We start from the raw sequence: 21,378 nt of genomic DNA, 5'->3' as shown, positions 1-21,378 counted from the left end.
AAGAATGATATGGAGGAGTATAATGCAAGCTCTGTTAGATTTGTTTAAGAAAAGGAAGTTTTTATATACTTTTGCTTTTTTACTTCCTTTTTCTATTTATGGTGTAGTTTTTATTTTACTGGGTGTTGCACCGTTTGGAGAAAAATCAATCCTTGTAACGGACTTACACACACAATATGTGCAGTTTTACACGTATTTATATGATGTGTTTAAAAATGGAAAAAGTATATTTTATAGTTGGGAAGGTGGAATGGGGTTAAACTTCATTGGAGTATTTGCTTATTATTTAGCTAGTCCTTTTTCACTACTCATTGTCCTGTTTGATCGTTCGCATATTCCAGAAGCGATTATGTTAATGACGTTATTAAAAACAGGATTAGCTGGTTTTACAATGACATATTATTTAAGTCATATGATGAAGCGTCGTGAAATTGCTATTACGCTATTCTCAACTTTTTATGCCTTAATGTCATTTGTAACAGTATATTCTTTCTGTGTAATGTGGTTAGATGCCATTTATTTACTACCCCTTATTATGTTAGGTATTGAAAAGCTAGTTACAGAAAAAAAATGGGTGTTATTCACATTTAGTTTAGCACTTACATTTATTACGAATTTTTATATTTCCTTTATGGTAGGGATTTTTACATTTATCTACTTTGTAGCACGTTATTGTGTGCTTTACGATATTCGAAATATAAAATTATTAATGCAAAGGTTCGTATGGTTCTGTCTTGGAACAGGATTGGCAGGTGGAATGTCTGCATTTATTACGCTACCAACATACATGGATTTAAAGAGCAACTTTGTTGAACGTACTAAGATTCCATTCTCTACAGCATTTAATTTTGATCCGTTTGATTTTTATGCACGATTCTTTAATGGCGTAATTGATACGACAGTAAATGGAATGCCAAACGTTTATGCAGGTGTTTTAACTGTATTACTCATTCCATTATTCTTTATTACAAAAAGAATTTCATTGAAAGAAAAGATTGTATATGGAAGCGTACTGTTATTCCTAATCCTTTCTTTTGAAATTCCGTTTTTAAATATCGCTTGGCATGGTTTTGAGCCACCAACGAATTTCCCGTATCGTTATTCATTTACATTCTCCTTTGTACTCATTTATGTAGCAATTCGAACGTTTATGGTATTCGAAGAAGAATTAATACCAGCTTTAAAAAAGGTTGTATTGTTTAATATATTTATGCTGCTATTATTAGGAAAAGTTGCACCAAGTTATATGCAGTCAAATAAGATTGTAATTAATGCCTTTTTAATCATTATGTATGCATTATTGTTATTTGGAAAAGTTCGCTTGCGAAAAAATAAAGCGATTATCTCTTTGGCTTTATTCGCTATAGTGGGGCTAGATGTAGCAGCTAATACAGTATACATGGTTAAGTTAATGGGTTATGAATACGGATATATTAATCGTCAAGAATATGCTTCGCCGTATCCAAAATATGAAGAGACCATTCAGAAAGTAGCCGAACAGGACAAGGGACTTTATCGCATGGAAACGACAAGAGGTGTTACATGGAATGATGCGCTACGCTTTGGATATAAGGGCGTAACACACTTCAATTCTGTGGCAAATGGTCACTTGAATTTATACATGCAAGATTTAGGTTATGGATATCTAGAGGCATTAATTTTACAAAATGGTAAAGGGATTCTCTCTACTGATGCCTTGTTTGGTGTAAAATATATGATTTCTGATCAACCTTTAAGTAAATACGGATGGTCTGAAATCGATCATGTTGGAAGCAATTATGTATATGAGAATAAAAATGCGCTTTCGTTCGGATACATGGTAAATAAAGATGAATTTGATGTTAAAGGAAAAGATAAGTTGAAAGTACAAAGAATCAACTATACAAATTCCTTTGAGAAGCAAAACGAATTGATTGGTAAATTAGATGGGCAACAAGTTAGTTATTACCAACCGTTAAATCCACTTTCTGTAGAATATAATAATTTAGCAGTTGTAGAAACGAGAGAGAAAACGAAAAAAGAGCTACAGGCTGAAACTAAAAAAATAGCTCAAACAAATCAAAAGCCAATCGAATTGGTTAAACAGCAGGATGGACAAAAAGCAAGTATTAAATATACATTTGCTGTAAAAGGTAAGCAACAATTGTATACAAAATTACGTGTGGAACCAACTGATATTACAAAAGTATATGTAAATGGAAAATCACTTGGTAAAAAATTCACTGAATATCCTCGTTACTATTGGAACAATGGTATTTTAGATTTAGGATATTTTGATAATGAAAAAGTCGAGGTTGAAGTTGAAGTCAAAGGAAGTAGTCATTACGTTGAGTTGGAACAACAACTATTTTATGGACTTGATGTAGAAGCATTTGATAAGCGAGTAAATGTACTGAAACAACAGTCATTTGATGTAAAGAATTACACAAGTCGTACGGTATCAGGAAAAATTGATGTGAAGGAAGATAACTATTTATTCCTATCTATTCCATATGATAAAGGATGGAAGGCAACAGTTGATGGTAAAGAAGCTAAGTTACTTAAATTAAATGATGCATTCCTTGGATTAGATTTAGAAAAAGGAACGCATACAATCGAATTAAAGTATACTTCCCCAGGATTTGTAATGGGAGCAGTTGTTTCGTTTATTACTTTTGTTATCACATTACTAGGCGCTTTTATTGTATCAAGGAAACAGGAAAAAATATAATAAAAAAGGACTACTGATTATTTCAGTAGTCCTTTTTTATTATATATACATCCCGTAATGAGGAAGAAATACATCATGAAGACGGCATTCTCTAATATGTTATAAAAGGCACTTCCTATAATAGCACCAGCAACTAAACATAAGAGAATGGGACTAAATATTGAATTTCTTCTAAGTTTCCAGAAAGTACTTAAAATTCCATATGCAAATATCGAACATAAAATGACTCCAATAAGTCCTGTTTCTGCTAGAATTTGGATGTATTGGTTGTCAGAATAAAAATCCCATGTAATATTGTACGATTTATAAATTGGTGACGAGTATGTTTGAGTAGCTGCGTCACCAAATGTACCGAAACCATAGCCGGTAATTGGTTTGTCACGGAAGATTTCTAATGCTTTCTGTACATAATATATTCGACCATCTTGCTTACTTAATTCTAATGTGTCCTCTGAGAGTGCTTCTGAAAAGCGTTTTGCACCTAGAGAATCTCCTTCTAAATAGTTTGTCATGAGAGAGATTCCAGTAGCGCATATAAATGAGATGGTTAGTATAGGGATTAATGCTTTCCAATACGGTATATTAAGATGGATAATGATATAAAGCACTCCAAAGGTTATTAACGTTAAAAATGCTCCGCGTGAATAGGTTAACCATAAAGTTGTCGCGATAATTGTTAGTCCTACATAGAGTGTGTACTTCATTCGTATGGAAGCATTTTTTAATAAATATAAAGAAGTAAGAAATGCAATCGTTAAATAAAGTGCAAGTTCATTTGGGCCACCAGCCATACCATATATACGAATTTTATTAGTAGGAGCTAGATCAAGATTTTTCCATACCTCTGGTAGTAACATACTACGAAGAGAAATTTTTTCAATTAAACCTTGAATAGAAATGATAATTGCAGCCACAAAAGTTACTTTTGCAAACAATATGAAATCATCTCGGGTGAACGACAATCGAGAGACGATATAGAATACAAAATAGTATAGTAGAAGGGTATGTAACTGCATGATTATTGCTACTAAAGATACATTGTTAATTAATCCTACAATCGCTCCGAATAAGCAAAATAGGAAATATGCGATTTCAAAGTAATGAAATGTAAAAAGTTTTGAAACTGTATTTCGATATTGAAAAATGATTTTGCATAATAGAGCGAGAATAATGAAAATCCCAATAAATTTAAACCCTGCATTGTAAGCAGATAAAAAGGGGCGCATTGGAATAAATAATAGTAAATAAGCAATACCGAGCTTTTCATCTCGAAATGCAGTTATTGCTAATAATGCCGAAATGAATAGCCCGGTATAAGTTGCTGAAAATATTAATCCTACTATAATAAGGAAAATACTTAAAGTAATATAGTGAAATCGATTTAGCTGAATCATAATATATTAAGCCCCTTTAACATGATGATGGTATGCGGTAAATATGTTTCACCTCTTCTATCATTTTAGAGAAGGTGAAATGTTGTAAATAATATTCGCGTCCGCATTCTGCTAAAGAATAGTAGAGTTTGTCATCTTGTAATAATGTTGCCAGTGCAGTTGCCAATTGTTCGACATCTCCATATGGTATAGAAATACCAGATTGATTTGGAACAATAACTTCTGGTAATCCGCCAATATTTGTCGCAATCACAGGCTTTTTCATAGCAATCGCTTCAATTGCTACGTAGGATAGCCCCTCATTTTTAGAAGGAATTACGATGATATCGTGTGCACTATATTCTTTAATAATGTCATCTCGAAAACCTAATAAAGAAACGGAATCATTTAATTGTAAAGAAGTCACTAAGTCTTCTAATTGAGTTTTTAATGGACCATCTCCAATAATGTTACAGTGCCATTGTAAAGAAGGGTATTTTGTTTTTAGTTTTTGTAAGCCGTGTACTAAAAATGGTTGTCCTTTTTCTTCGCTTAACCTTCCAATTACAGCGATTTTCATCGGTTTATGAACAGGGGGTAAATTGTTTAAATAAGGATCCTCTAAGCCATTATAAATTATTTTTAATTTATCTTTTCGAACTCCTTTTTGAAGGAGTTGCTGTTTCATAAACTGTGAAATACAAATGATGGTGTCATTATAACGAGTGAATATATTATTGCACCATTTTAAAGGAAGTGACATGGGGACATCCACATGGTATGTCCAAATGACACGGATGGATGCCCCTAATAACTTTGCTAAAATTGCAATATAATTTTCACGTAAAAATTGTGCGTGAACAATATCTACTTGCTCTTTTGCAATTATTTCTTTTAGTTTCCATGCAGTTTTTATATCAAAAGGGTGTTTCATTTCTATTTGATATATGGGTATATTTAATGCTTCAAACCTATGTAAGAAAGGACCAGGAGTAGAATATACAAGAATACAACATTCTGGATCCATAGATTGAATTAAATCTAGGACGTATTTTTCTGATCCACCATCCCCAACATAATTCAAAAGGTACATAATTTTATTCATTTATATCATTCCTTTTACCTAAAAATAGCGATAGCAATTGTTGTAGTTCTTTAATCTTTAACATGTAAGTGACTAATAAGTAAACGATGGCGCCAATCGCTATTGCTAATAAAATAAGCAACTTTGTATCATGTGTAAAATGAAGCATCAGCTTGGAAGCAAACAAGCTGATAAAGGATGCCACAATGCATTTGAATAAAAAGCCACCGTAGTACAAGTTTACTGCTTCTTTCTCTTTCATGAATTTTTGGAACATCCACAATAGTATGATTACTGTACTAGCCGATGCTATTGACGTAGATAGAGCTGCACCAGCTAAGCCCATTTTGTTAACGAGTATAATACATAATATAACATTTATAATCATGGAAAAAATTGATGCGTACATAATATATCGATTCAATTTTAAAGAAAATAGTAAACGATCAAGTAAATCTTTTAAAGGTTGCATGAGAGCGGCTAGCGCATAAAATTGCAATGCAGTTGCTGTCATCATAATAGAATCTTTCCCGAATTCACCATAGTTATAAACAACTTTGACAATTTGTTCTGTAAAAAAGGTAAAATAAATAAAAACGGGAATAAATAAATATAATAATACTTTTATATTCGTTTCCATTAAATTTACGAAATCTTTCCATTTTGAGTCAGTTACATAACCGACAAATTTAGGATACATAACTGTTAAGACTGGAGCAGCGATTAATCCAAGAGGAATGAAGTATAATTTTTGGGAATAATTAAGGGCTGCAATAGATCCTTCTTCTAATCCAGATACTAGTGTACGATCCACAAGTAGATTAATTTGAATAGACATACTTGTAATGAAAGCAGGAATACTCAACTTAATCATCGTTTTTAAAGAAGGGTCTTTCCAATCGATTACAAATCGATAGCGATACCCCTCGCGCTTAGAAGCAAAATAAACAAGTGTATTTTGTACAATGTTTCCGATAATAACGCCTAATGCGAGTGCGTAAATGCCAATCCAATTAACAAGGGAAACAAATATAATAAGGGTAATGCCATTTAATACAACCCATTGCATGCTTGTAATGCGAAATTTATGTAAACTGTTCAAATAAGCATTAAAAATATCAATCATGAATGTACAGAATACAGTTGGGAAAATGATTTGTAATAGGTAAGCTGATAATAAAGCTGTTTGCTCTGGGAGCCCATTTGCAAATATTGAAATAAATAAGTGCGGCTGTAGTTCAATGAGCAAAAGCGGAATGAAAAAAATAAGTAGAACAATGTTTAAAAAGTTATTCATAAATCGATATGCTTTAAGGGAATCTTTTCCCTTTAACTCCATAAAGATAGGAATGAAAGAAAAGGCGAAGGCCCCTGTGATACCAGTAAAAACAATAGTTGGTATATTTAAAGCTACAACGTATGCATCAACGGCATGGTTTGTACCGAAATAAGCTCCAAGTGTGATTTCTTTTGTAAAGCCAAGTAGCTTTCCTAAAGCTGTCCCAAGCGTAAAAAATAGTGTTACTATGAGAAATCTTTTTGTATGTTCTTGAGAGGATTCTCTCCCCATCTATAATCAAATCCTTACTTTAGTTTAATTCTTTTTCAAGCATAATTTATTTGTATCTAAAAATCAAATATATATAAAGAATAGAAAGTGCTAACCATATGAAAAAAGAGGCTATCTTCCAATAGAAGGATAGCCTCTTTAGTACGTAATAAAAACCCGATTAGGGAAGGGGAATAATAATTAAGGGAAACGGTATCTCATGCAAATATCAAAAAAACAACTTATGAAACGAAGTGACTGTTTCGATAAGCAGAACGGCGTACAGCATAGTATATGCGAGGTGCGATAATAGCACCGATAATTGTAAATGCAATATCTTTTACTGCGAACCACATCATAATCATCCAAGCAGCTTTATAACTCATATTACCACCCATAAAGAAATTGACTGCCCCGTACATATAAGTAGTACCGATAATATACGTTAAAATGATTCCTGTGAAAGAGGCAATTGCAAATGTACTGAATGTTGGTCGTTCTTTTTGTTCTACTAGTTTTCCTGATACGTAAGCAACGATAATAAATGCAATAATAAAACCACCAGTAGGATCTAAAAGTGCCCCGAATCCAGCTTTGAAGTTAGCGAAAATTGGTGCACCAGCTAAGCCAACGAGCATATACACAGTCATTGATAATGCACCAAGTCTACTTCCAAGAAGAAGCCCTGCTAAAATTGCGAAAAATGGTTGCATAGATAATGGGATGCCCGCTACTTGCAGGAATGGTGCCCAAGATACAATATTTGCACCAATGGCCATAAGAGCGACGAACATGGCAGCTAATGCTAAATCTAAAACATGAAATCTTCTCATAATGTTAACCTCCTGTTGTTTTTAGGTTAACATTATCGTAGCGAAAATATTTACTTGTTGTCAATCAAAATATTTTGATAAGAAGGCTTCAAATACTCTCTTAGCAACGTATACGGAATACGAAATTGAGGAATTCCGCTTGAATAAGGAGCAATCTCATATAAAGGGAAATAAATGACGAGGTTGTCCGCTTCTAAAAAGAAGTGAAACTTTTTCGTACTCATTACTTTTTCAGTTGCATCGGGAAAATAAATGCCTTCATTTTGTTTAATTTGTCTTACGATCTCCGCGCGGATTACTTCTTTATATTTATCTTCTTCTTGAAATAAATCGTCTAAGTGTAGTAACTTTTTTTCTTTTAAATCAAATGTGTTTGCCTTCCACGTATAAAGACCGTGTGCTCCGCCTGTATATTGATAGTAATTCAAATATAGGCTGAGTAAGGGTGGTTTATTTAAGGAGATTTTATAATCAACATTCGCCACGTACGGATGAAAAGGTGTGCTAGATCCTTCTGTTTCTTTATAATATTTTTTTGCGTCTTTTTCTAATTTAGTTTTAAATTTGTCAGTAGACTTTTTGTAATAGAAATTGAGCTTATTTTGAAATTTAGAATCGGAAAAATTGTGAAACGAAGGTCTGTTAATTTGATATTCTATATAAGGTTTCTTACCTTTTTGTGTTACAGTCTGAACATCGATTGTCAGGTTGGATGCTTTGGCTGCTAGTGCACAATTTGGTACAATAGTCAGCAAGGAGAACATAAGCAGTAATATACAAAATTTCTGTTTCATTTAGGTGAAACCTCCTTATATAAGTGTTATAAGTAGTTTGAAAATAAATAGGTAAAATTATACATTCAATTAAAGTAAGAGAAGGAGGAAACAATATGGGGAAAACTTTAATGGATTCACTTGGAATTGAGTTGTTAGAGATGACAGAAGATAAGGTGGTTGCTACGATGCCTGTTGATGAGCGTACGCATCAGCCATTTGGTTTTTTACACGGCGGTGCATCTCTTGCATTAGCGGAAACAGTAGCAAGTGTTGGTTCATACAATTTAATTGATCAAGAGAAATGTATTTGTTTCGGTCTAGAAATTAATGCAAATCACATTCGCTCAAAGAAAGATGGGATTGTAACAGCGATCGGGACACCGATACATAGAGGACATTCAACGATGGTTTGGGATGTACGTATTATTGATGAAAATGATGATTTACTATGTATATCAAGATGTACAGTAGCAATTAAAGAAAAACGTGAAAAGTAAAAAGAGGCGGCTCAATAGAGCGCCTCTTTTTTATAATTAGAACTGGATTTTCTTCTCTAAGAAACCTTTTAGCTCGCTAATTGGCATACGAACTTGTTCCATTGTGTCACGGTCACGTACTGTAACAGCTTTGTCTTCAACTGAGTCGAAGTCGTAAGTGATACAGAATGGTGTACCGATTTCGTCTTGACGACGGTAACGTTTACCGATAGAACCAGTTTCGTCAAAGTCTACCATGAAGTCTTTAGCTAGTTCTGCGAATACTTCAGTAGCACCTTCAGATAGCTTTTTAGATAATGGTAAGATAGCTGCTTTGTATGGTGCTAAAGCAGGGTGGAAACGAAGAACCGTACGAGAATCGTTTTCTAATTGCTCTTCTTCATATGCATCACATAAGAATGCTAATGTTACGCGGTCAGCACCTAAAGATGGCTCGATGCAGTACGGTACGTAACGCTCATTCGTTTGTGGATCGATATAGTTAAAGTCTTCATTAGAGTGTTCCATGTGACGTTTTAAATCGAAGTCTGTACGAGATGCTACGCCCCATAGTTCGCCCCAACCGAATGGGAATCGGAATTCAATATCAGTTGTTGCGTTACTGTAGTGAGATAATTCCTCTTCACCGTGGTCACGAAGACGCATGCTTTCTTCAGTCATACCAAGTGAAAGTAACCAGTTCTTACAAGTTTCACGCCAGAATGCGAACCACTCTAAATCTTCACCAGGCTTACAGAAGAATTCAAGTTCCATTTGTTCGAATTCACGTGTACGGAATGTGAAGTTACCAGGCGTGATTTCGTTACGGAAGCTCTTACCGATTTGGCCAATACCAAATGGAAGCTTTTTACGCATAGAGCGTTGTACGTTTTTGAAGTTTACGAAAATACCTTGTGCTGTTTCAGGACGAAGGAAGATTTCGTTCGTGCTAGACTCTGTCACACCTTGGAATGTTTTGAACATTAAGTTGAACTGACGGATTTCAGTGAATTCTTCACTACCACAATCAGGACATTTTACTTCATGTTCTTTCATTAGGTCAGCCATTTGGTCGAAAGTAAGACCATCAACAACCATTTCGATGCCTTTTGCATCTAATGCATCTTCAATTAATTTGTCAGCACGGTGACGCGCTTTACATTTTTTACAGTCGATCATTGGATCGTTAAAGTTACCAACGTGACCAGAAGCGATCCAAGTTTTTGGGTTCATTAAAATAGCGGCGTCTAAACCAACGTTGTATGGAGATTCTTGAATGAATTTTTTCCACCAAGCTTTTTTAACGTTATTTTTTAATTCGATTCCAAGTGGACCGTAATCCCAAGTGTTTGCAAGACCACCGTAAATTTCAGAACCTGGGAAAACAAAACCGCGATGTTTTGCTAAGTTTACAACTTGTTCCATTGAATACATAATAAAATCCTCCTTTTGAAAGTTAACGTATTGGCGATGACGTGCTCTGGTACTTGTGAAACGAGCGGTATATGCTTTGAAAACATAAAAAAACGCTCATCCCAAGGCTTAATTGCCTAGGGACGAGCGTTTGCCCGCGGTTCCACCCTAGTTGATACACAACAGGTGCATCCACTTTATCACGTATTGCTCGAGACTGCCGTTTCCTTGCGGCTTCAGGCTTTCACTATCCCTGAATCGCTTTTTGTGCAAGTACTTATAAGTCCGTCGTCGCTACTTATATTAATAATAATGAACATATTCTAACACGTTCTTTTTTAAATCTCAATAGAGGAAAGCGTCTATCTATGATAGAGTCTCGCCTATTTTTTCATTATTTATTCCATAGTTTTGTTTAATGTGTTTAATTGCTTCACGTTTACTGAGCGGGGCAAGCTCGTTATTTTGCACGTATTCCCAAACGACATCGGGCTTCGTTTTTGCATACTCGCGAAGGACCCAACCAATCGCTTTTTGAATGAAAAATTCTTTTGAAGAATGTAGTTGTCCAATAATCCAGAAAAGAAGTTCTTCATCCATCTTTTGTTTATATTTTAGCTGGAATAAAATAGCGGCGCGTTGTAACCATATGTTATCTGATGCAATCCATTTTGGAATATAGGCAGAAATTAATTCTGGGTGTTTTAAAAAGATATTCCCTAAAAATGTAGGAACGATGCTATCAACAGAATCCCACCAAGATTTTGTTACAATGAGTTCTTCTAAAAACGGGATATGCGTTTCGTTTATATGCTTTTTATATTTTTGCATAATATCAAGTGCGACCGCTTGAAATTCACGTTCTGGTAAATCCCAAAGCTCACGTACGATAACTTGGAAATCTTTTTGATCTGGGAGAGTATGTATTTGGATGACGTCTTTCAATAGTTGTCTTCTTTCAGGTGTTTGAATTCCGAGAAATGGGAAGTGATTTTTCATATAACGTGCCATCGGTTCCGCTTTTTCAAAGTTTTTATGAGCTATGAAATGCTCTTGTAATGCTTGTACAAATGGATGCATAAGTGTTTCTCCTCTCTTATTACCTTTCTTCTCTTATTATACAAAGAGTTTGGTTGAATTTTAAAACATAACTTGCGATGTAATGAAATATGTTGAAAAGAGAGGGGAGAGGATAAGATGGAAGATCAGAGCGTACTAGCAGGTTTCTTTGCTCTTAGTTTTGCGTTTATTCTTGTTATAATAATTTGGGCAATTATTGCGTATTTATTAACGGCTTTTGCACTGTATACGATGGCGAAAAATGATGGTGCAACGGATGGTGCTCTTGCGTTTATTCCTTTTTTAAATAGTAAGATATGGGGTGATTTAGCAAAAGACAAATTACCGGATTTCTTAAAAGAAGAAGCGGGATGGAAAGTATTTGGCATATATGTCGCGTGTTTCATTTTTAACTTCGTACCAATTCTATATTTATTAGCAACAGCTGTATCGATTGTGCTGTCTATTTATCTTATCTACGCAATTTTAGATAGATACGGAACGAATTCTATATTGTTTACGATTATTCATACAATCACATTTTCGGTTTTCTTACCGATTCACTTGTTCATTATTCGGAATGAGCCGGTAAGGTATAACGAGTAGATATATTTGAAAAATCATTCATATAATTGTATTGAACAAGAAAAAGGGCTGTCACATGTGACAGCCCTTTTTCTACTACATAAGGTAGCGTAAATAAATATAAATATGAGAAATGATTAATGAAACGATCATAATTGGGAAGCCGACTTTAAGGAATTCCATGTAGCTAAATTTATGGCCCTCACGACTTGCGATACCTGCAACGATTACGTTAGCAGAAGCTCCGATTAATGTTCCGTTTCCACCTAGACAAGCACCTAATGCTAATGCCCACCATAATACGTCGATTTGTGCGTCAGAAGGTGATAAACCTAGCCCAACTGCCATATCGTTAATAAGCGGAATCATTGTTGCAACGAATGGAATGTTATCAATTGTTGCCGAGGCGATACCAGATACCCATAAAATAAGGATAGATGCTTGAGAAATATCTCCGCCCGTTATTCCAATTACTTTTTGAGCTAAGGTTTTGATAAGCCCGATATCGATAAGTCCTCCAACGAGTACGAATAGTCCTGCGAAGAAGAAGATTGTTACCCACTCTACACTTGCGAATACTTCTTCAATTTCATGTTCTTTCACACCGATTAGCATAAGTACAGTAGCACCAGTTAAGGCAATGATAGCTGCATCAACATGGAAGATAGAATGAGTCATGAAACCTACAATTGTAAGTCCAAGTACTGTTAAAGATTTTTTCATTAATACTGGATCTTTAATGTATTGCTTTTCATCTAGACTCATTAATTTTTTAACTTGTACAGGATCAGCAATTAATTGTTTACGGTACATGAAGTAAAGTATTACTGCTGTAACTGCGATAATAATAATTACGATTGGCGCTAAGTTTAGCAAGAAAGCATTGAAATCTAAATGCTTATTTGCAGAACCGATCATAATGTTAGGTGGATCACCAATTAATGTTGCTGTTCCTCCGATGTTTGAAAAAATAATTTCAGAAAGTAAATAAGGAACAGGATTTACTTGCAGTATGCGCGTAATAGATAAAGTAACTGGAACAACAAGAAGTACAGTTGTAACGTTATCTAAAAATGCGGAACCAAGCGCAGTAAGTAAGGAAAGTGAAATTAAAATTTTAATTGGATTTCCTTGCGCCCCTTTTGCTGCTTTAATGGCAACGTATTGGAAGACACCCGATTTACTCGTAATGTTCACCAAAATCATCATACCGATGAGTAGCGTAATCGTCCCCCATTCAATATGTTTCGTAAAGGCGTTGTGTAAATCAACGACCCCCATAATTACCATGAGTGCTGCACCAAGAAGTGCGATGACAGCGCGATTAATTTTTTCTGAAATAATAATGGCATATGTAATTAAAAAGACTGCGATAGCAAAATAATACTGCCAGTTTGCGAGCTCTTGCGTTGTTTCGTGCAAAACTCTCATCTCCTTTCATTCACTTTTCTTAGTGTGTCAAAAATTAACTAGATGAAACACACATAACGTCATTATAAATTAGAAAAATGTCGAATGTAAATGAAAGGGCTTATTTTGTTATATTTTCTGCAACTGTTACTTTTTCTTATTTTTAAAAATATTTGCGGGTATTTGACATATATATAAGATACATCCAATCTGAATATTTAAAATGGAATTAGCATTCGAGCTTGTTCGTGTAGGAGTGTCAAATAGAAAGGAATGACAAAGATGATAAGGAAGGGATCGTATGGATGAACAACAATTTTTATTTTTGGATTTTGAGTTTACGATGCCCCAGCACAGAAAAAAACCAAAAGGATTTTTCCCGGAAATCATTGAGGTAGGACTCGTTTCGGTTGTTGGCTGTAAGGTAGAAGACACGTATTCAGCTCATGTTAGGCCGAAAACTTTTCCTTCTTTAACGGATCGATGTAAGAAATTTTTAGGAATTAAACAAGAAGTCGTAGATAAAGGAATTTCGTTTCCAGAACTCGTTGAAAAACTTGCAGAATATGAAAGGAGATGTAAACCAACCATTGTTACGTGGGGAAATATGGATATGAAAGTGTTGAAGCATAATTGTGAAATGGCAAGAGTAGACTTTCCGTTCTTAGGACAGTGTCGTGATTTATCACTTGAGTATAAGAAGTTTTTTGGGGAGAGAAATCAAACAGGATTGTGGAAAGCAATTGAGGCGTATGGAAAAGCAGGGACGGGTAAGCATCATTGTGCACTAGATGATGCGATGACGACGTATAATATTTTTAAATTAGTAGAAAAAGATAAAGAGTATTTAGTGAAACCAGCACCTCCAACGTTAGGAGAACTCGTTGATTTTTCAAAAGTGTTAAAGAAAGTGAGTACACAGTAACGACCAAATTGCACAGTATGTAATTTGGTCGTTTTGTTTTTTTAAAGTTTGTAGTCTTTTTTTAACTGCTCTAATGTTTCTAGACTACGAAGCGCAAAAGGTGAATCATCTTCAGAAAATGAATTCATTTGAGTTTCTAATGCTAATTTGAGTGACTCTGTATACTCTGGAATTTCTCCTTCATATTTCTTCACCATTTGCTCCGGAATATTCGTCTGTTCACGGAAAGCTAAAGCACGTCTTTCATGGAAAAATGGTACGTCAGCTTGTTTTACGTTATGTAAGTCACCTTGCACCGGATGTTTTAAAACAGCTAACACTTTTACGACGTAACTGCCAGGACGGCTATTTGTAACTTCGCCGATGTATTTGCCAGTTTTATAAATACCAGTAACGATTTCACCAATTTCAAATGTTTCTCTCATATTTTTCACCTCAAGTTTATAGTAAGGAAAGTGTGCGAAGGAGTCAAAGAAATCAATCGCTTTCGGAATGCCCCCTTGAGAATATGGCTAGGTTCCACTATAATTTTATATTATATAACAGAAAATTCTGATGTTTTTTGAATCCTATAATAAGGAGTGTTCCGTATGATGCCTTTATATTTTCCGGAAGATAAAACAGAATATATTATTCCAGGGATTGTTTGCGTTCTATTTATCATTGGTGCCGTTGCTACGTGGCGTATGTTCATTCGTGTATCAAAACGTGAAGCGGAGCGATTACAGAAAGTTGAAGAAAAACTTTTAGCGGAAAAGAAACGGTAACTCATTTTTGTATGTTTCCCTCTATGCTCGGACAATCTAAGGGCAGAATATATTTTGGAGGGAATAGAATGAAAAAACGGCTTTTTTTAAGTTGTTGTTTATTATTTCTGATGGCAGGTTGTGACCAAGGAAAGCCGAAAGAAATTGACGTGAAATTACATAATGCTTCAGGCGATGAGGTGGGGACTGCGAAAGTAGTGCAGCAAACAAGCGGAGTGAAAATTACGATTAAAGGGGAAGGTTTCGCACCAGGCGCGCACGGACTGCATGTACACGAAATTGGTGAGTGTAAAGCACCACGTTTTGAATCATCTGGTAATCATTTTAATCCTGATAATAAAAAGCATGGACTTCTTAATCCGAAGGGTGCAGAAAACGGGGATTTACCGAACGTAATTGCGGACGGTTCTGGAAAGATTAAAGCAGAAATCGATGCGCCGCACATAACGCTTGAAGAAGGGAAAACGACGATTCATAGAAAAGATGGAGCTTCTATTATTATTACAGAAAACGCTGATGATGGTATGACACAACCGACAGGTAAATCCGGTGATCGAATTGCTTGTGGCGTCATTGTAAAAAAAGCGTCGGATATGAAGAAAAAGTAAAAGCTACCGTGCATGGTAGCTTTTTTTGTGAAACGTAATTAAAAAGAGATTGATACAGGAGGTTGTCCCAAATAATTGGAGTTAGCCTCCTTTCTTATTATGAAAACGTATGGCGCAGTCTATTTAAGATTTCTTCTAAAACAGATCTTGGACAGCCGATGTTAATTCGAATATGTTCTTCTCCGCCTAATCCGTATTTCTCACCAGGTTCCACGATGATTTTCCCTTTTTCCTCAAGCAGTGTGGTGCGTTCGTTTTGAGAAAGCTGTAGGCGAGAGCAATCAATCCATAATAAAAAGCTACCTTCTGGTTTCGTTACAGAAAGAGCAGGTATGTGATCTTTAATATATTCACAAGCGAATTGAGCGTTATCTTCTATATATAATCGAATTTCATTTAGCCAATCGTTACATTCTGTATAGGCACTTTGCATCGCTGTATAGGCAAATGTATTTAATCCGTGGAAACCTTGTCTATATTGGATAGATATAAAGGTTTGACGGAGTTTTTCGTTTGGAATGATAATAATCGATGCCTGTAATCCGGCGATATTAAATGTTTTACTCGGAGCCATACAAGTAATCGTGCGCGCTGCTAATTCTTCAGATAAAGAAGCAAATGGTGTATGAGTACGATCTCCGTAAATAATATCGGCATGAATTTCATCCGCGACAACGATTACATTATATTTTGTACATAACGCTCCGAGCTTCGTTAGCTCGTCTTTCGTCCAAACACGCCCGATTGGATTGTGAGGACTACAAAGAAGCATGAGTTTGACGCCTTGTTGAAATTGTTTTTCTAAATAATCGAAGTCTATCACATATGTATCATTTTGTTTCTGTAATGGACTCACACATAATTGTCTATTGTTTGTTGTGACCATTTCGAAAAATGGGGGATAAATAGGTGGTTGTACGAGAACGGATTCGTTTTCCTTTGTGAAGGCCTGTATGCTCGCACTAAGAGCTGGAACGATTCCCGCGCTAAAGACAATCCAATCTTTTTGAATATCCCAGTTGTACTGTTTTTTTGTCCAGTTACAAATAATATCTCCAATATTTTCGGGAGGAAGTGTATAGCCGAAAATAGGATGCTCGATACGTTTCTTTAAAGCAGTCTGAATTGGTTGTGGTACTTCAAAATCCATATCAGCAATCCAAGCATGGAGAAGTTCTTCGTTTTTATACGTATCCCATTTCGTACTATGAGTGCCACGTCGATTGACTGTTTTATGAAATAGTTGCATAAGTTTGCCCCCTTCTTCTGTAAACCGCTAAGTTATGAAAGTTCTCTCTCTTCTTATAGAATAGCTGATGTGATAGGATAAAGAAAAGTATTAAAAAGTGAAAAGGCGGGAAGCGAATGGGTACATATGAAAAGATGATAGAGGTTGTGAAGAATTGGGATCCGTTTCAAATGGGACCGGAGTTTTATGAAACAGAAGCGAGCGATGTTGTGAACGTCGTAAGTGTGTTCGACGATCCAAAATACATCGCAAAAAAGATTCAACATATATACTTTATGTCTTTTGAGGAAGTACCTGCGCTTGGAAAATGTGAGAAGTTAGCTGTGGAATTACTTGTAATAAAAGAAGGCGGAAGTTGTTCATTGTAGGCTGTCGGAATTTCCGACAGCCTTTTGCCCCGCATTTACGGGCAGTAAAACTCCCACCTCAAAATTCGGGTAGAGCAAAGAAGTTAGGGGGAGATCCACTGCCCGTAAATGCCCGATTGGTTCAACTAATAATCAGTGGAGGATGAAGCCCCCCACTGATTAAAGTTTCACTTTATATTATTGCGCAGAAAAAGCGATAATTTCTTCATAAACAAGTTCAGGCTTTTCTTCAGGTAGTAAATGTCCTGTGTTTTCGTAAGAAATAAATTTCGAATTTGGTAAATCTTTGTGTAGCCGATGACCTACATGTACAGGGACGACACGATCTTTTTCACCCCAAATGAGTAGTGTAGGTGTTTCAATTTTTTGTAATTCAGTTGAAGATAAATCACCTTCACGGTCTCTTATCATACGAGTTAAAGCAGGGAATATACGGTTGTCATAAAAAGGAGCGGAGTAACCTTCCTTCATTTCATCGTCAATTAATGAGTGATCATGAACGACATTCATTAAGTTATGAACAATGCCCCGCCGTATAATCCAGTTCTTTACGTATAAATGAAAGAACGGTAAATAAGAAGAGTATAGTAAAGGCAAAGTTGCACGTGCTAAATAGCTAGAGCTGCATAGTAAAATTGTCTTTGAAATTAATTCAGGGCGTATACGGTTTACATAGAGAGAAATTTGTCCACCCATAGAATGCCCAACTAACACAATATTTGAGAGAGATAAATGTTCAATTAAATCGATAATAACCGTTGCTAAATTGTGATAAGAATATTTAAACAGATGAGACTTATCACTTTTTCCGAAAGGTGGTAAATCAAGAGCCAGTACTGTTCCTGCTTTCGATAGTAAAGGAATAAGACGGCGGTAACTGAATGAGGAAGATAAAAAGCCGTGAATGAGCACGAAAGTAGGACGTTCCGTTTTGTTGTCATGTTCATACAATTCGTAATGAATAGTAGTGCCGCGAGTGGAAAAAGTGAAATAAGGACAAGTATATTCGTGATTCATTTTTTGTCACTCCATTGATTTTTGTTCATATCATCTCCAAGGCAGAAAAAAATATGTTAACAAAAAAAGGCAAGATGACGATGTCATCTTGCCTTTCGTTTATTCATCATTACCCGCGAACAATATTAGGCGGTGTTTTTCCTTGTAACACTGCAACTAAATTTTCAGCGGCTGTCATAGCCATTTGCTGCCTAGTTTTTAACGTTGCAGATCCAATATGCGGTAAAGTCACGACATTTTGTAATGATAAGAGCGGATTATCTTTTTGAATCGGCTCTTGTGTAAACGTATCAATGCCTGCTGCAAAGATTTTCTTTTCTGTTAACGCATGTATTAACGCTTCTTCATCTACTGTTTTTCCGCGAGAGGCATTAATGAAGATTGCTGTTTCTTTCATTAATGAAAATTCCTTTTCTCCGATAAGATGATACGTTTCATCTGTTAATGGAGTAAGAAGAACAATAAAATCAGATTGTTTGAGTAACGTCTGTAAATCACAATATGTAGCATCGAATTTTTGTTCAGCTTCTTCTTTCCGGCGACGGTTATAATACAGAACATTCATATCAAATCCGAATTTCGCCCGTTTTGCAACGGCTTCTCCAATTCGTCCCATTCCGATAATACCGATTGTACTATGGTGTACATCCAGCCCGAAGTGCTCTTTTCCGATTTCGGCGTTCCATTCACCATTTTTCACGTAGGAGTCGAGTTCGCAGACGCGGCGACCAGCAGATAACATAAGAGCGAAAACAAGGTCCGCTACTGTATCATCTAATACATATGGTGTATTCGTTCCAATGACATTGCGCTTTTCCATCGCTTGTAAATCAAAATTATCGTAACCGACAGAAATGTTGCTTACTACTTTTAAGTTAGGAGCTACATTTAATAATTCTTCATTAATAGCAGATCCGAAATTTAATAATCCATCTTTATTTTGTATTTTCTCCAATAGGACATCGCGAGGTACCTTCTCATTTTGCTCCCATTTTTCATAATCACAGTGTTCTGATAAATAGCTTTCTACAAATGTTGGAACTGGTTCAGCAATATAAACTTTTGGTTTCACGGTTCCATCCCCTTTCACTTTATCCTGCGCTTTTTCACTGATTAAAGTTTCACTTCCCCCGCTATTAACGGACAGTAAGCCCCCCCACCTCAAAAAGTAGCCCAAGTAAAGAGGTTAGTTGGGAGAGCAACTGTCCGTAAAATCCCGATTGGTGCGGATTAAAGTTTCACTTTATTTTGACATAATTCACTAAAAAAATCTTCTTTTCAAACTGGAAAGGGTATTTGTATAATTTAGACACAACCGAAAAGGAAGGATGATTTATATGGTGACAGAAAAGGAATTAGAATTATTAGCTTGTCTTGAAAAAAGTAGTCGATTATCTGTAGATACATTAGCGAAGCTGTTAAATATAGAAGTAAAAGAAGTAAAGAAGATGGTTGAAAAATTAGAAGCGGAAAAGATTATTGTGGATTATGTAACGCATATCGATTGGACGAAGGTAAAAGAACATACAGGTTTAACGGCGATGATCGATGTGAAAGTTACGCCAAAGCGCGGCGTTGGGTTCGATGCGGTTGCTGAACAAATTTATCGTTATTCAGAAGTGAAATCTGTGTATTTAATGTCAGGGACATACGATCTTTCTATTACATTAGAAGGAAAGACAATGGGAGAAGTAGCGATGTTTGTTTCTGAGAAATTAGCAACAATTGAATCTGTCGTTTCTACAACAACGCATTTCATTTTGAAAAAGTATAAACATGAGGGAATTATTTACGAAAAAAACGATGATGATAAGCGCATTGTGGTGACACCATGAAGCAATTTGAACTATCTAGAACGGCAGAATCTTTACAACCATCTGGTATTCGAAAGTTTTTCGATTTAGCAGCAAATATGAAAGGTGTTATTTCTCTTGGAGTAGGAGAGCCTGACTTTGTTACACCTTGGAATGTAAGGCAAGCATGCATCCGTTCTTTAGAACAAGGATATACGTCATATACAGCAAATGCAGGATTATTGGAACTTCGTCAAGAAATAGCAAAGTATCTAAAAAAACAATTTGCAGTATCTTATGATCCAAACGATGAAATCATTGTTACAGTTGGAGCGAGTCAGGCGTTAGATGTAGCGATGCGCGCCATTATAAATCCTGATGATGAAGTACTCATTATTGAACCAAGTTTCGTTTCTTATGCACCGCTTGTGACATTAGCTGGAGGAGTTCCGGTTCCTGTGGCAACGACTTTAGAAAATGAATTTAAAGTACAACCAGAACAAATTGAATCAGCTATTACAGCGAAAACAAAGGCAATTTTACTTTGTTCACCAAATAACCCAACAGGTGCAATGTTAAATAAATCCGAGCTTGAAGAAATAGCAGTGATTGTTGAAAAGTACAATTTAATCGTATTATCTGATGAAATTTATGCAGAGCTTGTATACGACGAAGTATATACAAGTTTCGCGAGTATTAAAAATATGCGCGAGCATACAATTTTAATTTCAGGATTTTCAAAAGGGTTTGCGATGACAGGATGGCGTCTCGGTATGATTGCAGCTCCTGTTCAATTTTCGGAATTAATGCTCAAAGTTCATCAATATTCCATGATGTGTGCACCGACAATGTCTCAGTTCGCAGCACTTGAAGCGTTACGCGCGGGGAATGATGAAGTAATTCGGATGAGAGATAGTTATAAGAAACGCCGTAATTTTATGACGAAATCGTTTAATGAAATGGGTTTAACGTGTCATGTGCCGGGCGGAGCATTTTATGTCTTTCCTTCTATTTCTTCAACTGGACTATCTTCGGCAGAATTTGCAGAACGGTTATTATTAGAAGAAAAGGTGGCTGTTGTACCTGGGAGTGTATTTGGCGAAAGTGGTGAAGGATTTATTCGTTGCTCGTATGCAACATCGCTTGAACAACTTATGGAAGCAATGAAGAGAATGGAACGGTTTATAGAAAATAAAAAAAGGACAAAACATAATACGTTTTGTCCATAAAAGGGGGGGAATACTAGAAAGCCATGTGTTAGTATTCTATCCCAATATTAGAAAATTATACGTACTCTAGGAAATTTTTCGTTAATTTTGAATGAGTTCTGTCATAGTGGTATAATTTACTAATATAAGGTATGCGTATCCTGAGTAGCTTTAC

At 35.7% G+C, this 21,378-nt stretch carries 21 protein-coding genes; 9 read left to right on the top strand and 12 right to left on the bottom strand.

The window, feature by feature from the left end:
• Nucleotides 1-22 precede the first annotated feature (22 nt).
• Nucleotides 23-2,710: a YfhO family protein gene (locus QCI41_RS15215; RefSeq protein ID WP_353837171.1), complete on the top strand. Its 2,688-nt coding sequence runs from the start codon at nucleotides 23-25 to the stop codon at nucleotides 2,708-2,710.
• Between the two features lie 17 nt (nucleotides 2,711-2,727).
• On the opposite strand, the gene QCI41_RS15210 is transcribed toward QCI41_RS15215, so the two are convergent.
• The 5 genes from QCI41_RS15210 to QCI41_RS15190 all read right to left on the bottom strand — a co-directional run bounded on the left by QCI41_RS15210 (nucleotide 2,728) and on the right by QCI41_RS15190 (nucleotide 8,343).
• Nucleotides 2,728-4,104 carry an O-antigen ligase family protein gene (locus QCI41_RS15210; protein WP_001990884.1) on the bottom strand — a complete coding sequence of 459 codons (1,377 nt, stop codon included), beginning with the start codon at nucleotides 4,102-4,104 and terminating at the stop codon, nucleotides 2,728-2,730.
• 16 nt (nucleotides 4,105-4,120) lie between these two features.
• A complete protein-coding gene (locus QCI41_RS15205; RefSeq protein ID WP_353837172.1) occupies nucleotides 4,121-5,188 on the bottom strand; it encodes a glycosyltransferase in 1,068 nt (355 codons plus the stop codon).
• Entirely contained in the window at nucleotides 5,181-6,737 is a 1,557-nt protein-coding gene (gene murJ, locus QCI41_RS15200; RefSeq protein WP_353837173.1) for a murein biosynthesis integral membrane protein MurJ, read from the bottom strand. Before murJ ends, QCI41_RS15205 begins: the two co-directional genes overlap by 8 nt.
• A gap of 221 nt (nucleotides 6,738-6,958) precedes the next feature.
• Nucleotides 6,959-7,549: a biotin transporter BioY gene (locus tag QCI41_RS15195; RefSeq protein ID WP_001252152.1), complete on the bottom strand. Its 591-nt coding sequence runs from the start codon at nucleotides 7,547-7,549 to the stop codon at nucleotides 6,959-6,961.
• Nucleotides 7,550-7,599: 50 nt separating this feature from the next.
• Nucleotides 7,600-8,343 carry a DUF3298 and DUF4163 domain-containing protein gene (locus tag QCI41_RS15190; protein ID WP_353837174.1) on the bottom strand — a complete coding sequence of 248 codons (744 nt, stop codon included), beginning with the start codon at nucleotides 8,341-8,343 and terminating at the stop codon, nucleotides 7,600-7,602.
• Between the two features lie 95 nt (nucleotides 8,344-8,438).
• On the opposite strand from QCI41_RS15190, the gene QCI41_RS15185 reads away from it, so the two are divergent.
• Nucleotides 8,439-8,822 (top strand): hotdog fold thioesterase, encoded by a 384-nt coding sequence (locus QCI41_RS15185; RefSeq protein WP_000520763.1) that lies wholly within the window; start codon nucleotides 8,439-8,441, stop codon nucleotides 8,820-8,822.
• 36 nt (nucleotides 8,823-8,858) lie between these two features.
• Here the strand turns inward: QCI41_RS15185 and QCI41_RS15180 are convergent, their stop codons facing one another.
• Both QCI41_RS15180 and QCI41_RS15175 read right to left on the bottom strand, forming a co-directional pair.
• Entirely contained in the window at nucleotides 8,859-10,235 is a 1,377-nt protein-coding gene (locus tag QCI41_RS15180) for a glycine--tRNA ligase (protein WP_000287155.1), read from the bottom strand.
• 345 nt (nucleotides 10,236-10,580) lie between these two features.
• Entirely contained in the window at nucleotides 10,581-11,294 is a 714-nt protein-coding gene (locus tag QCI41_RS15175) for a DNA alkylation repair protein (protein WP_353837175.1), read from the bottom strand.
• Between the two features lie 117 nt (nucleotides 11,295-11,411).
• Here QCI41_RS15175 and QCI41_RS15170 point away from each other — a divergent pair, with 117 nt between their 5' ends.
• Entirely contained in the window at nucleotides 11,412-11,879 is a 468-nt protein-coding gene (locus QCI41_RS15170) for a hypothetical protein (protein WP_353837176.1), read from the top strand.
• A gap of 75 nt (nucleotides 11,880-11,954) precedes the next feature.
• On the opposite strand, the gene QCI41_RS15165 is transcribed toward QCI41_RS15170, so the two are convergent.
• Complete coding sequence (locus QCI41_RS15165; protein ID WP_060488164.1) at nucleotides 11,955-13,280, bottom strand: ArsB/NhaD family transporter; 1,326 nt, start codon at nucleotides 13,278-13,280, stop codon at nucleotides 11,955-11,957.
• A 289-nt stretch (nucleotides 13,281-13,569) separates the two neighbouring features.
• On the opposite strand from QCI41_RS15165, the gene kapD reads away from it, so the two are divergent.
• Nucleotides 13,570-14,193 carry a 3'-5' exonuclease KapD gene (gene kapD / locus QCI41_RS15160; protein WP_000344317.1) on the top strand — a complete coding sequence of 208 codons (624 nt, stop codon included), beginning with the start codon at nucleotides 13,570-13,572 and terminating at the stop codon, nucleotides 14,191-14,193.
• Between the two features lie 41 nt (nucleotides 14,194-14,234).
• Here the strand turns inward: kapD and kapB are convergent, their stop codons facing one another.
• Nucleotides 14,235-14,618, bottom strand: a complete 384-nt coding sequence (gene kapB, locus QCI41_RS15155) for a kinase-associated lipoprotein KapB (RefSeq protein WP_353837177.1) — start codon at nucleotides 14,616-14,618, stop codon at nucleotides 14,235-14,237.
• A 165-nt stretch (nucleotides 14,619-14,783) separates the two neighbouring features.
• On the opposite strand from kapB, the gene QCI41_RS15150 reads away from it, so the two are divergent.
• On the top strand, nucleotides 14,784-14,960 hold the full coding sequence (locus QCI41_RS15150) for a hypothetical protein (RefSeq protein WP_000982764.1): 177 nt from the start codon (nucleotides 14,784-14,786) through the stop codon (nucleotides 14,958-14,960).
• Between the two features lie 68 nt (nucleotides 14,961-15,028).
• Nucleotides 15,029-15,568, top strand: coding sequence for a superoxide dismutase [Cu-Zn] (gene sodC, locus QCI41_RS15145; protein ID WP_000746533.1), 540 nt, complete (start codon nucleotides 15,029-15,031; stop codon nucleotides 15,566-15,568).
• Nucleotides 15,569-15,665: 97 nt separating this feature from the next.
• On the opposite strand, the gene QCI41_RS15140 is transcribed toward sodC, so the two are convergent.
• Entirely contained in the window at nucleotides 15,666-16,817 is a 1,152-nt protein-coding gene (locus QCI41_RS15140) for a MalY/PatB family protein (RefSeq protein WP_353837178.1), read from the bottom strand.
• Nucleotides 16,818-16,933: 116 nt separating this feature from the next.
• Between QCI41_RS15140 and QCI41_RS15135 the strand changes: the two genes are divergently transcribed.
• Complete coding sequence (locus QCI41_RS15135) at nucleotides 16,934-17,185, top strand: YugE family protein (protein ID WP_000537643.1); 252 nt, start codon at nucleotides 16,934-16,936, stop codon at nucleotides 17,183-17,185.
• Between the two features lie 177 nt (nucleotides 17,186-17,362).
• Here QCI41_RS15135 and QCI41_RS15130 read toward each other — a convergent pair whose 3' ends face one another.
• Both QCI41_RS15130 and QCI41_RS15125 read right to left on the bottom strand, forming a co-directional pair.
• Nucleotides 17,363-18,202, bottom strand: coding sequence for an alpha/beta fold hydrolase (locus QCI41_RS15130; protein WP_353837179.1), 840 nt, complete (start codon nucleotides 18,200-18,202; stop codon nucleotides 17,363-17,365).
• A gap of 109 nt (nucleotides 18,203-18,311) precedes the next feature.
• A complete protein-coding gene (locus QCI41_RS15125; RefSeq protein ID WP_353837180.1) occupies nucleotides 18,312-19,292 on the bottom strand; it encodes a 2-hydroxyacid dehydrogenase in 981 nt (326 codons plus the stop codon).
• A 247-nt stretch (nucleotides 19,293-19,539) separates the two neighbouring features.
• Between QCI41_RS15125 and QCI41_RS15120 the strand changes: the two genes are divergently transcribed.
• Nucleotides 19,540-20,037: an Lrp/AsnC family transcriptional regulator gene (locus QCI41_RS15120; RefSeq protein ID WP_000255704.1), complete on the top strand. Its 498-nt coding sequence runs from the start codon at nucleotides 19,540-19,542 to the stop codon at nucleotides 20,035-20,037.
• Nucleotides 20,034-21,224 carry an aminotransferase gene (locus QCI41_RS15115; RefSeq protein WP_353837181.1) on the top strand — a complete coding sequence of 397 codons (1,191 nt, stop codon included), beginning with the start codon at nucleotides 20,034-20,036 and terminating at the stop codon, nucleotides 21,222-21,224. The genes QCI41_RS15120 and QCI41_RS15115 overlap by 4 nt, the downstream gene beginning before the upstream one ends.
• Nucleotides 21,225-21,378 lie beyond the last annotated feature (154 nt).

It is taken from the genome of Bacillus cereus group sp. MG4 (assembly GCF_040460055.1).
Lineage (GTDB): Bacteria > Bacillota > Bacilli > Bacillales > Bacillaceae_G > Bacillus_A > Bacillus_A wiedmannii.
This window is presented reverse-complemented; position numbering and strand designations above follow the sequence as displayed.